The sequence below is a fragment of the Streptomyces sp. E2N166 genome (assembly GCF_003671715.1).
Classification (GTDB): domain Bacteria; phylum Actinomycetota; class Actinomycetes; order Streptomycetales; family Streptomycetaceae; genus Streptomyces; species Streptomyces thinghirensis.
Window position 1 is genome coordinate 1,219,735 of sequence record NZ_RAIF01000032.1, and the last position, 13,341, is coordinate 1,233,075.

Annotated in this window: 10 protein-coding genes and 1 pseudogene; 5 read left to right on the plus strand and 6 right to left on the minus strand. The window is 72.8% G+C overall.

Annotated elements, in window-relative coordinates:
* Positions 1-227 (plus strand): annotated as a pseudogene (locus EBH09_RS32375) (xylose isomerase); the annotation flags it as partial.
* Positions 228-677: 450 nt separating this feature from the next.
* Here EBH09_RS32375 and EBH09_RS32380 read toward each other — a convergent pair.
* Together EBH09_RS32380 and EBH09_RS32385 are read right to left on the minus strand one after the other, a co-directional pair.
* A complete protein-coding gene (locus EBH09_RS32380; RefSeq protein WP_121750399.1) occupies positions 678-1,955 on the minus strand; it encodes an SWF or SNF family helicase in 1,278 nt (425 codons plus the stop codon).
* A complete protein-coding gene (locus EBH09_RS32385) occupies positions 1,952-4,609 on the minus strand; it encodes a DEAD/DEAH box helicase (protein ID WP_238697584.1) in 2,658 nt (885 codons plus the stop codon). Before EBH09_RS32385 ends, EBH09_RS32380 begins: the two co-directional genes overlap by 4 nt.
* 471 nt (positions 4,610-5,080) lie before the next feature.
* Between EBH09_RS32385 and EBH09_RS32390 the strand changes: the two genes are divergently transcribed.
* Complete coding sequence (locus EBH09_RS32390; RefSeq protein ID WP_121750401.1) at positions 5,081-5,263, plus strand: hypothetical protein; 183 nt, start codon at positions 5,081-5,083, stop codon at positions 5,261-5,263.
* 4 nt (positions 5,264-5,267) lie between these two features.
* On the opposite strand, the gene EBH09_RS32395 is transcribed toward EBH09_RS32390, so the two are convergent.
* The 3 genes from EBH09_RS32395 to EBH09_RS32405 all read right to left on the minus strand — a co-directional run bounded on the left by EBH09_RS32395 (position 5,268) and on the right by EBH09_RS32405 (position 8,279).
* The gene (locus tag EBH09_RS32395; RefSeq protein ID WP_121750402.1) at positions 5,268-6,707 is read right to left on the minus strand and encodes a tannase/feruloyl esterase family alpha/beta hydrolase; all 1,440 of its coding nucleotides are present in this window, start codon (positions 6,705-6,707) and stop codon (positions 5,268-5,270) included.
* A 197-nt stretch (positions 6,708-6,904) separates the two neighbouring features.
* Positions 6,905-7,843 carry a hypothetical protein gene (locus EBH09_RS32400; RefSeq protein ID WP_121750403.1) on the minus strand — a complete coding sequence of 313 codons (939 nt, stop codon included), beginning with the start codon at positions 7,841-7,843 and terminating at the stop codon, positions 6,905-6,907.
* A gap of 139 nt (positions 7,844-7,982) precedes the next feature.
* A complete protein-coding gene (locus EBH09_RS32405; RefSeq protein ID WP_193776749.1) occupies positions 7,983-8,279 on the minus strand; it encodes a hypothetical protein in 297 nt (98 codons plus the stop codon).
* Between the two features lie 98 nt (positions 8,280-8,377).
* On the opposite strand from EBH09_RS32405, the gene EBH09_RS32410 reads away from it, so the two are divergent.
* Positions 8,378-9,274 (plus strand): oxygenase MpaB family protein, encoded by an 897-nt coding sequence (locus EBH09_RS32410; protein ID WP_193776647.1) that lies wholly within the window; start codon positions 8,378-8,380, stop codon positions 9,272-9,274.
* A gap of 85 nt (positions 9,275-9,359) precedes the next feature.
* Here EBH09_RS32410 and EBH09_RS32415 read toward each other — a convergent pair whose 3' ends face one another.
* The gene (locus tag EBH09_RS32415) at positions 9,360-9,959 is read right to left on the minus strand and encodes a class I SAM-dependent methyltransferase (protein WP_121751112.1); all 600 of its coding nucleotides are present in this window, start codon (positions 9,957-9,959) and stop codon (positions 9,360-9,362) included.
* A gap of 166 nt (positions 9,960-10,125) precedes the next feature.
* Here EBH09_RS32415 and EBH09_RS32420 point away from each other — a divergent pair, with 166 nt between their 5' ends.
* A complete protein-coding gene (locus tag EBH09_RS32420) occupies positions 10,126-10,899 on the plus strand; it encodes an MHYT domain-containing protein (protein ID WP_121750405.1) in 774 nt (257 codons plus the stop codon).
* Positions 10,900-10,962: 63 nt separating this feature from the next.
* On the plus strand, positions 10,963-13,341 hold a 2,379-nt coding region (locus EBH09_RS32425; protein ID WP_121750406.1), incomplete at its 3' end, for a nitrate- and nitrite sensing domain-containing protein.

Sequence of the window (13,341 nt, forward strand, 5' to 3'; positions counted from 1 at the left end):
TCAAGGACCGGGCGGCCGCTTTCCGTGCCGACCCGCGGGTGCAGGAGGCCCTGGCCGCGGCCCGGCTGGACGAACTGGCCCTGCCGACCGCCGAGGACGGTCTCGCGGCCCTGCTGGCCGACCCGACCGCCTACGACACGTTCGACGTGGACGCGGCCGCCGCTCGCGGCATGGCCTTCGAGCACCTCGACCAGCTCGCCATGGACCACCTCCTCGGTGCCCGCTGAGCGGTCCACCTTCGTGCGACGGGCTCCGGCTCCTTCCGATTCACGGACGGAGCCGGAGCCCGTCGGGCTGCCGGATCCCGCGCGGCAGCCGTACGAGTGTCACGCCGCGCTCGTACCGGGCTGCTGTCACCTCGGGTCCTTCACGGAATCCGCCCGGGTGCCGCTCGGAACCTCGGCGTGGCCTCGGCCCACCAGGCAAGTCACCGATGCCCGACCGTCCCGGCTCGGCATCCGCGCGGGCCGTAGGAACTGCTCCTCGCCGATTCCCGGCACTTTTTGCCGATGCCGATGCCGATGCCGATGCCGATGCCGATGCCGGCGACGCGATGCCGAAGTCGGGACGGCCCGGCGCCGGCGCCCGTCCCAGGCATGGGTCCCCTCCTCGTCCGGCCGCTCCGCGTCGTCCGCGTCGTCCGCGTCGTCAGCGCCCAGCCGACGCAAGGGCAGACGTCAGCGCTCGCCCCCGGCCGCAAGCACCGCCGTGGCCAGCGCCGTCGCCGGGTCGTGGGCAGCGCCGCCCATGGGCACCCAGCGGCCGCGCTCCTTGCGGTACGGCCACCAACGGCCGTCGCGGTCCAGGCGGAGCTGGTGGGGCGCGTCGACGACGGTCCACCGGTTGGCCCGCGCCCGCAGTGACGGCCGTTCGTCCTCGTCCCAGGCCGACTCCAGCGCCGCACGCGCGCGTGCGAGCGGGTCGCCCTCCACCGTCCACTCCTCCTCGAGCACCGAGAGCGCGGCTCCGCCCCCGAGCCGCCACGCGCGTACGGCGACGGCCAGCGCCTCCCGGGTGCGCCCCGAGCCGTCACCGAGGCGCTCCAGCACCTCCGCGCCGGGGTCGCCGGCGGCCAGGCGCACCGCATCCTGCGAGGCGGTCGGTTCCGTGTCCACCGTCTGCCGACCGGGTCCGCTCCGCAGCGCCTCGGCGAGCAGGCGATGTGCCTCCGTCGCGGCCCGGGAGGCCAGGAAGGCCAGGGCGGCCGGGGCGACGCCCGGAGGCGGCGTGCTCTCGGTGTCCAGTGACGGCGGTACGCCCGGGCCCTCCCGGAGGCCGGGCAGAGCGGGCAGCGGAGGCAGCACGTGCCCCGCCGCGTACGCCTCGGCGGCGTCCACACCCTCCGGACGGGAGGCGTCCTCCTCCGTGGCTGTGTCGCCGCGCGTCTGAAGGGCGTCGAGTACGGCGCCCTCCGGCCGTCCGCGCATCAGCAGCAGGACGAAGGGGTCCTGGTCCAGGAGCCTGGCGACCTGGTAGCAGAGCGCCGCGGTGTGGCCGCAGTGGTCCCAGGCGCCGCAGTCGCACTCCGGTTCCAAGTCGCCCAGGCCCGGCAGCAGATCGATGCCGGCGCTCGCGGCGTCCTCCACGAGGTGCGGCGGCATGTCCCGGTCCAGCAGCGCCGCGACATGCCCGGACCGCTCGATGGCCATGTCGGCGAAACGGTCCCACTGTGCGTCGGACAGCTGCTCGAGCAGGACGTCGGCCCGGTGCGCCGTGCGGTCCCGGTCGTGCACCACCGCGGTGATGCGTCCCGGACGGACGGACACCGCCCCGACCGCTCCCGCGCGCGCGAGCCGACGGCCCGTCTTCACCTGCGCCGCGTCCATCGCCGCGTCCTCCAGTGCCTTCAGCCAGGCCTGGCCCCACCAGGTCTGCGCGAAGCCCCGTCCGTGCGCGGGCGGCAGCGCGGCGAACGTCCGTTCCGTGTCCTCGTCGTACCGGTCGTACCGGGTCATCGCGTACCCCCTCGCAGCTCGACCAGCTCGGCCAGTTCCGCGTCCGTCAGCTCGGTGAGCGCCGACTCGCCCGTTCCCAGCACCGCGTCGGCCAGATCCTGCTTGCGGTTCAGCAGGGCCGCGATGCGGTCCTCGATGGTCCCCTCGGCGATCAGCCGGTGCACCTGCACGGGGCGGGTCTGCCCGATGCGGTAGGCGCGGTCGGTGGCCTGCGCCTCGACGGCCGGGTTCCACCACCGGTCGTAGTGCACGACGTGCTCCGCGCGCGTGAGGTTGAGTCCGGTGCCCGCCGCTTTCAACGACAGCAGGAAGACCGGGACCTCCCCGTCCTGGAACCGCCGCACCATGGCCTCCCGCGCCGTGACGGACGTGCCGCCGTGCAGGAACAGCGAGGCGACGCCGCGGGCGGCCAGGTGCTGTTCGAGGAGGCGTGCCATCTGTACGTACTGCGTGAAGACCAGCACACCCGCCTCCTCGGCGAGGATGGTGCCGAGCAGCTCGTCCAGCAGCTCCAGCTTCCCCGAGCGGCCCGTGATCCTCGGCCGGTCCTCCTTGAGGAACTGCGCCGGGTGGTTGCAGATCTGTTTGAGGTTCGTCAGCAGTTTCACGATCATGCCGCGCCGCGCCATGCTGCCGGCCTCGGCGATCTCTGTGAGCGCCTCGCGCACCACCGCTTCGTACAGCCCCGTCTGCTCCGCGGTCAGGGACACCGGATGGTCGGTTTCGGTCTTCGGCGGCAGCTCCGGCGCGATCCCGGGGTCCGACTTGCGGCGTCGCAGCAGGAACGGCCGTACGAGCCGCGCCAGCCGCTCCGCCGCCGCCGGGTCCTGACCGCCCTCGACGGCCTGTGCGTAGTGCCTGCGGAAGGTACCGAGCCGGCCCAGCAGCCCCGGCGTGGCCCAGTCGAGGATCGCCCACAGTTCGGAGAGGTTGTTCTCCACCGGGGTGCCGGTGAGCGCCACGCGCGCGCGTGCGCCGATGGCACGCAGTCGCCGCGCGGTGTCCGAGTACGGGTTCTTCACGTGCTGGGCCTCGTCCGCCACGACCATGCCCCACGGCACGGCGGAGAGCCGGCCGGTGTCCAGGCGCATGGTGCCGTAGGTGGTGAGCACGAACTCGCCGTCGGCGAGGCCCTCCAGGTCGCGCCGGGTGCCGTGGAAGCGGCGTACGGGGGTGCCGGGTGCGAACCGTTCGATCTCCCGCTGCCAGTTGCCCATGAGGGAGGTCGGGCAGACCACCAGGGTGGGTCCGGCGGCGGACTCGTCGCTCTGCCGGTGCAGATGCAGGGCGATCAGCGTGATGGTCTTGCCGAGCCCCATGTCGTCGGCGAGACAGCAGCCCAGTCCCAACGACGTCATGCGGGCCAGCCAGTTGAGTCCCCGTCGCTGGTAGTCGCGCAGGGTGGCGTCGAGGGCGGCGGGCTGGGCGACGGCATCCTGCGCCTCGGGGTCGGCTAGCCGTTCCCGCAGGGCCGCGAGCCATCCTGTGGGGCGCACGTCGACGCGGTGCCCGTCGACCTCCGTCGAGCCCGACAGGGCCGCGGCGAGCGCGTCGACGGGTGTGACCTTGTGGTCCTGACGGGCGCGGACGCGGTGGGCCTCCACGGGGTCCACGAGGACCCACTGGTCGCGCAGGCGCACCACGGGGCGGTTGGCCTCGGCGAGCGTATCCAGCTCCTCGCGCGTGAGCCGCTGCTCGCCCAGGGCGAACGACCAGTTGAAGGTGAGCAGCGCGTCGGCGGACAGGAACGACGGGCCGGTGTCCGACGAGGCCGTGCGCGGCGACGGCTCGTCGTCGGGCGGTCCGACCTCCGCGCGGGCGGTCAGGTCACGGGCCAGCTCCCGGGGCCAGTGCACGTCGACTCCCGCGCCGGCGAGTGCTCGGGAGCCCGCTCCGAGGAGCTCGGTCACCTCTTCGTCGGCGAGTTCGACGGCGTCCGGCACGGCGGCCGACAGCAGCGGCGTGAGCGCGGGCCAGGCCCGTGCCGCACGGCGGAGCGCGAGCAGGGTGTCCATTCGCACGCGTGTGCCGAACGCGTCGCCCACGGTGCCGGCCCACACCTCGGCGGTGTCCGCGACGAGCGTTGGATCGCTCACGCCGTGTACCTGGAGCACGGCCCGGAACGCGGGTCCCGCCTCCTGGGAAGCCGTGGCCGACAGGCCCCGCACCTCGATCCGCAGCGACAGCCGTACTCCCGCGTCGTGCCCCGCGGCGACTTCGGCCGCCCACTCACGCAGCTCGGGCATCCGCTGCGGCTCCCGCGAGGCGTAGGCGGGCCCGGCCGTCACGAGTTCGGCGGCGGGGGAGCGGGGCAACGTGTCGGCGACCGAGTCCAGGAAGGCACGCACCAGCCGCTCCGGGTCGGGCAGCCGCAGGGGTCCGGCACAGTCGACCGGGACCGCGTGCGCCTCGGGCGGCATGGCGGCTGCGAGGTGACGGATCCGTTGGGTCTCCTCCGGGCCGAGCGGGCCCGTGCGCCAGGCGTCATGGCCGGCCTCGGACAGGCCGGGCAGCAGCAGGCCGCGTGCCACGAGGTGCAGTGCCTCGACGGCGACCGCGCCCCAGAACACGGTCGCCCGGTGGCCGTCCGCGCTCTCACGCGCGCGCGTGAGGAGCGGCAGGGCCGTCCGCACCGGCAGCAGCACCGCGGGCATGTCGACCGGCCCCACGCCGTCACCGTCGGGGAGGGCGACCGTCAGGTTTTCCGTGGTCCCCGACGAGACGGCCGCAGGGGCCTCGCCATCGGGCCGCCAGAACGCCATTCTGCCGGCCCGGGCGGGATCTCCGGGCACGAAGACAGCACAGCAGCGGGCGAGTTCGGCGATGTCGGAGGGTGTGGCCGGGAACGTGGTCTGCGCAACGATGGCGTATTCCTCAAACTTGACTAGTTGGGGCGCGGCCGCTGACTGTACATGATTCCCGAGGTCGGGGGGTGTGCGACCGGGCTGTGGTGTGGGTCACTATGCAGATGAGGAGGTGCTCTCTTCGAAGGGAGTCGTCGGCGCGTTCTCAGGGGTGCGTAAGGGTCCGGTCTCAGGGACGTCTCAGGGTCGCGGTACGGAACCGCCGGGAGCGTGGGCCCGTTTTCAGGAGAGAGCGGCAGTGGCCGCGAAGGAGGCGACACCATGTCGAAGAACGCCAAAGTCGCAGCGGGGGGCGTGGCGGTCGGGCTCATCCTGCTGATCTGGCTGCCCTGGTGGGCCGCCCTGCTCATAGTGCTGGGAGTCCCGACCGCCGCGTATCTCGCCCTGGACCCCGGGCAGCGGCGCAGGCTGCGCCGCGCCACGCGCAAGGAGATCGGTCGTTGAGGCGCTAACGTCGAATCTCAGATGACTCAGACGTCTCAGAAGTCTCGGCGGCCCCGGCGGTCCCGGCCGTCTCGGCAAGGGCACAGGAGTTGACCACGTCACCGTTCGCGGGCCTGCCGATCCTGTGGTCCGCTGGTGGCGTGGCGCCTTGCTCCACCCAGGCGGTCAGCGCGTCGAAGGCCGATCGGAAGCAGGGCAGGATCGGCCGCAGCCTGTCGGGATACGTGTCGTACAGCCCGTCGACGTGCGTGCCGCCCCCGACCGTGTAATAGCGGTGCAGTTCGCCTCGCCCCCTCTTGTCGATCATGCGCGCGTACACGTCGGAGTCGGCTGCCTTGGGCAGCAGCGCGTCCAGATCGCCGTGCAGGGTGATCAGCGGCTTGCCGATCCGACCCGTAAGCGCGACCCGGGCCACCGCGCGGTGGACGGACGCGGGGCGTTCCGCGTAGTCGTACGTGGCGTCGGAGCGGCACGGCGCCAGGATCTGCTCCAGGGTGGATCCGGCGGTCGGCCCCGGGCAGGCGGGGTCGTATGCCGGGTCGAACTCGGCCCGGTAGACCTTCTGCGTCAAGCCCCAGTAGGCCTTCTCGTGATACGGCCACAGAAACTCGGAGCCGCGCGCGAAGCCCGCCGCGTACAGTTCCTCGTCCCGTGCCGCGCCGAACATCCGAGCCACCGTCACCGGCAGGGATGTGAGGAGGCTGGGGCCGTTCGCGGTCCACAGCGCCCCCTCCCAGTCCACGCCGCCGTCGTACAGCTCCGGGTGGTTCTCCAGCTGCCAGCGGGTGAGATAGCCGCCGTTGGAGATGCCGGCGATGTAGGTGCGACGCGGCGCGTGGCCGTAGCGCTGGGCGGCCACTCGGCGGGCGGCCCGGGTGAGCTGGGTGGTGCGTGCGTTCCACTCGGCCACCGCGTCTCCGGGCCGGACGCCGTCCCGGTAGAAGTCCGCTCCGCTGTTGCCCTTGTCGGTCGCGGCGTACGCGTACCCCTGAGCGAGGGCCCGGTCGGAGATCGCCTTGTCCGTGGCGTACTGCCTGCGGGTGCCCGGCGCCCCCGTCACGACGAGGCCGCCGTTCCAGTGGTCCGGCAGCCGGATCACGAACTGCGCGTCGTGCCGCCAGCCGTGCGTGTTGTTGAAGCGGGAGGAGTCCGGAAAATACCCGTCGACCTGGATGCCGGGCACTCCGGACGGCGTCCCGGTGCCGCCGGCCGTCAGCCCGGCCTGGTCGGCCATGTCGGTGTAGGGGCTGTCCGCCAACCCGGTGGTGGTCAGATCGTCCAGGCAGGCGCTGCGCTGCAGGGCCGCCCCCGGCACCCGTACGCGCTCCTGACGGGTGCAGTGTCCGCCTCCGTCGCTCGCTGCCGCGGCGACGGGCGACGGCCCGACGAGCGAGACCACCGTCACGACGGCGGCGAGGAACGGAACACCACGGGGCAGACGCATCAGGGTCTCCAGGCGCGATGGGGAGTGGAGCTGAGGGCTGCCCCATCGTGCGCGTCCGCCACGACCTCTCCCATGGGCGGGAGCCACATGGAAAGAGAGCCGGCTATGGAGGTTGAAGACAGTCGGGGACGACGCGAGGTCGCCCGACTCCGGTGGCAGCGGGCCTCAATGTCCTCAAGGTCAGCTCGGCCTCAAGGTCAGCTCGGCCTTACGGCCATCTTGTCGAGCGCCTCCAGGAGTCCGGGCAGCGACGGTCCCCGCCCCACCGGCAGGACCTCACCGGGTTCGTCGTCGAGCAGGATGAAGGCGATGTCGTCGGTTCTGGCGACGAGCGACCACCCGGGGCCGTCGGCACGCAGCGTCCGGGCGTCCCCCGGCGCGAAAGAGGACCGGACCCGGCCGAGCGGCGGGGGCGTGTCGACGTAGGCGCGGGCCTCCGCGAGTACTCGCCGGACACCGCCGTGCCCGGAGGACCCATCGCCGGCGTTCGTGGTAGCGGCACCGGCACCGGCGTCCGCTGTACCGGCCTCATTCGTGGCGTCGGTCCCCGCGCCCTCGCCGGCGCCCGAGTCCCCTTCCGCGTCGTCGCCCGGCGAGTCGTCAACGGACCCGGCGTCAACCCCCGTCACCGGGAAGTCCGCGTCGTCGATCTGCTCTCGCCACTGCGCCCACTGCGCGGCGATCTCGTCGGCTCCCAGACGTCGCTGCGCGGGCCCCCACACCGTGGTGTCCGGCGGAGAGAGCGCCGGCTGGTCGGCGGACTCGGGGTCGGGATCGTGCGGCGCGGGCACGCCGGGGGCCGCCACGGCGACCGCGAGGGGCCAGCCGGGCAGCGCGGCGACGACCGTACGCTCGTCCGGCGACAGGTCGTACTCCATGCCGCAGTCCCAGGAGGCCACGGCGACGGCCACCAGCGAGACGTCGTCGACGACGACGGTCCACCGGGCGCCGTCACCGTCCTGGCCGAGTACCAGGCCGTAGCCGTCCGCCAGCGGTGGCAGACCGAGCGCCGCGCATGCCTCCGGATAGTCGTCGCCCAGCACACTAGGGAACTTCGCCGGCGTCAGCAGCACCGCCGTGAGCACATAGAGCGCATCGTCCTCGGCGGCGACGGCGTCCTCGTCCGTCCCGGCCATCCCAGCCTCCCCATCGGTTCGTCCAATGGCGCGCACCCTAGTGCGCCGGGGAAGCCCTTGTCACGAGTCCCAGACGCACCCGAGCTGCAGTTTTCCGGCTGGACGGGGCGAATCGCCCGCTTGTGACGGACGGGCGGGGTCAGGCCGCGGGCAACCCGAGGAGGGCACGGGCCACGTCCCGCGGCGACTCGTCGCGCTCCCGCGCGAGCGCGATCACCGCCCGGCACGCCAACTCGTTCACCCCGAACGAAAGAGCCTCCGGCGACACCCAGCCCGCCGCCTCGTCGATCCGCTCCTGGTCGTCGTCCGCGCACGCCGAGACGTACTCGGCGGCGGCCTCGAAGAGATTGTGCGAGCGCTGCTCCCCTCCCGTTCTCCCCTCCGTGCGCCGAGCGGCGCGAGATCTGTCCCAGGCCTCGTGGATCCTGCCGAACAAGCGGATCACCCCTCCCCTGCCGATAGCCATGGCCGATCGTGCATGTCACGCCACTCAACGTAGAGTTGAAGCCTCGACGGCAGAAGGGGACGGCCACGGTGAAGCGCTTCGAACGGTTGGCACAGATCCGGCGGATGGACCCTCACAAGGACGCTTCGGAGATCTATCGGCTGGCCTCGGCCTACGAGTTCCCGTGGGACTTCAGCCGCGCTCTCGAGCTGGCGCTCTACCGCACGTACGCCGTGCCGAGCATCGGCCGACTACTGGCCGACACGGCGGAGTTCACGGACCGGGCGCAGAAGCGGTACGACGACACGGCGCTGCTTCTGGACGCCGTCGTCGAGCACGGCTTCGGCAGCGAACAGGGCCGCACGGCCATCCGGCGCATCAACCAGATGCACCGCAGCTACGACATCACCAACGACGACATGCGGTACGTCCTGTGCACGTTCGTCGTGACCCCCAAACGCTGGATCGACGCCTACGGATGGCGCAGGATGTCGCGCCACGAGACCGTCGCGTCCGCCGTCCACTACCGCACGCTGGGACGGCACATGGGGATCAAGGGCATCCCCGGGTCCTACGAGGAGTTCGAAGCCTGCCTCGACGCCTTCGAGGAGGCCCACTTCGCCTGGGACGAAAGTGCGCGCCGGGTCTCCGACGCGACACTCGACCTCATGGCCTCCTGGTATCCGAGCCCCCTTGCTCCCATCCTGCGCACCGGGATCCTCGCCCTGCTCGACGAGCCCCTCCTGCGGGCTTTCCGGTACACGCCGCCGAGCCCCGCCACCCGCACGCTGGTACGCCGCGCGGTGCGGCTGCGCGGCCGCGCGGTCCGCTTGATGCCGCCGAGGCGCGCTCCGCACCACGCCCGGCAGAACTGGGAGATCAAGGGCTACCCGAACGGATACCGGCTCGCCGAGCTGGGGACCCGCCCGGTCCCCGGCATAAGGGGCTGTCCGGTCCGCCACATCGACGCGTCAGCCGCCGAGTGAACCGATTGCCTCGCGCCGCCAGTTGAGTCCACTCCCGGAGACGGCCCGCGCGGTGGTCGGAGCGCCGCGCCGGACGCGCGAGTGGTCAGTCCTCGCGCACGGCCAGGGCCAGGAAGCGGGCATCCTCGTCGACGTACGACGTCATGCGCCACCCGGAACCGGCGAACATCGGCCGGAGGTTGGGCTCGGCACGCAGGTCGTCCGGCGTGATCCGCCGCCCCTGCCGCGCCGCGAGCGCCGCTCTGCCGATCGGATGGAACAGCGCCAGCACACCGCCGGGTCGCACGACGCGCGCCAACTCCCGCAGGTTCCCGGCGGGATCGGGCAGGTGAGCCACGAGGCCCGCCGCGAACACGGCGTCGAGCGTCCGCGACCTCAGCGGCAGCGCGGCGATATCGGTCAGCAGCAAGCGTCCGTCACGGTCCCTCCCGGCCCGTACGGCGGCGTGGAGCATGGCGGGCGTCAGATCGGCCCCGACAACCAGGCCCGACGGTCCCACGGCCGCCCGCAGGGGAGGCAGGGCCCGTCCCGTGCCGCAGCCCGCGTCGAGCACGCGATCCCCCTCCCGCAGGCCCAGCTCGGCGACCGCGGCCGCGTATGCGGGGCCGTCGTCGGGGAACCGGCTGTCCCAGTCGGCGGCGCGAGCGCCGAAGAACTCCTGGACGTGCGTGTGGTCGTCGCTCATGCTCTGCATGATCCCTCAAAGACACACCCTCAATGACACAGAGGATGCCGCAGCGCACACGTTCGAGCATGACGCGATCGTTCCAGCGCTTCCCTGCGTCAGATAGCAACACCTTTCGAAATGCGCTCCCGTTGTGCACCCTTGCCGGGACTAGCGTCCCGGGGCCATGGGACACCTGGACCACGCCGCCCTGGGCTGGCTGACCCCCGCGCTGTCGTACGCGATGGCCTGTACCGGCGCAGCCCTCGGGCTGCGCTGCACCGTGCGCGCACTCGCGGCCACCGGGCGCGCGCGCCGCAACTGGCTTCTCACCGCGGCCTCGGCGATCGGCACCGGCATCTGGACGATGCACTTCGTCGCCATGCTCGGCTTCCGGGTCAGCGGCACCGACATCCGCTACGACGTGCCGCTCACCCTCACGAGCCTGCTCGTCGCCGTGATCGTCGTCTCCACCGGCGTCTTCGCGGTCGGCTACGGCCGTGAGCGCGGCCGAGCACTCCTGCTCGGCGGACTCACCACCGGGCTCGGCGTCGCGAGCATGCACTACCTCGGCATGGCGGCCGTGCGTCTGCACGGTGACGTGAGCTACGACCCGATGCGCGTCGGACTCTCCGTCCTCATCGCCGTCGCCGCCGCCACGGCGGCCCTGTGGGCGGCGCTCAACATCAAGTCGCCCCTCGCGGTGACGCTCGCCTCGCTGATCATGGGAGCGGCGGTGAGCAGCATGCACTACACCGGAATGTTCGCGGTGAGCGTGCGAGTCACGCCCTCCGGCGAGACGCTGCCCGGGGCCACGGCGATGCAGTTCATCTTCCCCCTCGCCGTCGGCCTCGGGTCCTATCTCTTCCTCACCTCGGCCTTCGTCGCGCTGTCGCCGACGGCGGGGGAGCGCGAGGCGTCCGCCTCGGCCCAGCAGCCCGTGGAGAGCACCGCCCGGTAACGGCGGGCCCGGCCGTCAGCGGTCCGGCGACAACGCACCGACCCCGTACCGAGCGAGGAGGCCATGCGCACACCCCGTACGACCCCCGAGACGCCGCACCAGCCACCCGTGCGCGGCCGCCGCGCGCACGCCGGACCACCGGCCGACGAGGCCGCCCCGGAGAAGCCCACGGGCGAGGCACCGGACGCGTCCGCCACGCGCGCGTGGCGCAGGCGAATACGGCCCCGCACCGTGCGCGCCAGGATCGTCAGCCTGTTGATGGTGCCCGTCGTCTCCCTGCTGGCCCTGTGGGCGTACGCCACCGTCACGACCGCCCAGGACATCTCCCGGCTGCGGCAGGTGCAGCGCGTGGACGCCCAGGTCCGCGCTCCGGTGAGCGCCGCCGTAGCCGCTCTGCAGGCGGAGCGGGTCGCGGCCGTCCGCCACGCCACCGACCCGTCGGCGGTGCCGAGCGGCGATTACAGGGAACTTTCCGCACACACCGACCGCGCCGTCGGGAAACTACGGTTGGGCGACCGCCATACCGTCGCCGACAGCGAGGAACTGCCCGCCGGTGTCGCCCGGCGCCTCGAAGCATTCGTCACCGGCGCCGAACGGCTGGGAACGCTGCGCTCCGCCGTCATCGACCGCCGCGCGGGCTGGCAGGAGGCGTACCGCCAGTACACGACGACCATCTCGGCGGCCTTCCGGGTGGGCGGCGCGCTGAGCGGTATCCAGGACGCCGATCTGGGTTCCGACGCGCGCGTGCTGGTCGAGTTCGCCCGCGCGGGCGAGGCACTGGCCCAGGAGAATGCCCTGCTCGCCGGGGCCCGCCTCGCCGACGGGCTCGGCGGTGAGCGGATGCGGCTGTTCACCGGCGCCGTCGACAGACGCAGGACTCTCACCGAGTCCGCCGTCGCCGACCTGCGCGGCTCCGAGCGCGCAGCCTGGCAGGACCTCGCCGGCAGCGACGCCTACGCGACCGTGACGACGGCCGAGGAAAAGCTGCTGGCCCAGGGCCCCGAGGGCCGGGCGGTCGAGGCAGCGGCACCGCGGTCCACGTGGGACGACGCCCACGCGGGCGTGCGGGACGGTATGCGGGCGATCGAACAGGACGCCGGGCGCCGAGTCGCCGACCGCGCCGACCCGTTCACGCGCGGCGTGCTCACTCCGGCCGGGGCCGCGGTCCTCTTCGGCCTCCTCGCCGTCGCCGCGTCGCTCGTCATCTCCGTCCGCATCGGCCGCGGCCTCGTGGTCGAGCTGGTGAGCCTGCGCAACAGCGCCCTGGAGATCGCCCGCCGCAAACTCCCCGAGGCCATGCGCAGACTGCGCACGGGGGAGGAGATCGACGTCCGGTCCGAGGCGCCACCGGGGCCGCCCGCCGAGGACGAGGCCGGCCAGGTCGCGGAGGCACTGGACACCGTGCACCGGGCCGCCCTGCGGGCCGCAGTGGAACGCGCCGAACTCGCCAGCGGTATCTCCGGGGTCTTCGTGAACCTCGCCCGCCGCAGCCAGGTCCTCGTCCACCGTCAACTGAATCTGCTGGACAGCATGGAACGTCGCTCAGACGACCCGAACGAACTGAGCGACCTCTTCCGCCTCGACCACCTCACCACCCGTATGCGGCGCCACGCCGAAAGCCTGATCATCCTCTCCGGCGCGTCACCCGGGCGGGCCTGGCGCATGCCGGTCTCCCTCACGAACGTGATTCGCGCGGCCGTCTCCGAAGTCGAGGACTACACGCGCGTGGAGGTACGCCAGCTCCCCGAGGCGTCCGTGATCGGCGCCGCCGTCGCCGACCTCATCCACCTCGTGGCTGAGATCATCGAGAACGCGGCCCAGTTCTCGCCTCCCCACACGCGCGTGCGTGTCACCGGAGAACCCGTCGGCAACGGCTACGCGATCGAGGTCGAGGACCGCGGGCTCGGCATGGGCAAGGACACCCTCGCCGAGGCCAACCACCGCATCGCACGGTCCGAGGCACTCGACCTGTTCGACAGCGACCGGCTCGGCCTGTTCGTGGTGAGCCGACTCGCCGCCCGGCACGACATCAAGGTGCACCTCAAGACCTCGCCCTACGGCGGCACCACCGCGGTCGTCCTCCTGCCCACCGCACTTCTGCACGACAGGGCGGCGGAACATTCCCCCGGGACGACAGTCGAGGCACCACAGCCCGAGGAGCGCCGGAACGCGCGCGTGCCCGACGCGGCCCCGCACCAGGAGCCCGTCCCCGCGTCGGCCGACCGGCCGGCGCTGACGGCCTCCGTACCGGCGACGGCACAGACCACGTCACCCGGTCGGCCACCAGGAGCCCCAGCCTTGCGCCTGCACCGATCCCCCGACGCCTCCACGGAGGCCGCCGGCCGCGACCTGCCGCACGCGGCCGGTGGGTCTGTCGGGCCCGGTCTGCCGCACGAGGCCGGTGGGTCTGTCGGGCTCGGTCTGCCGCACGAGGCCGGTGGG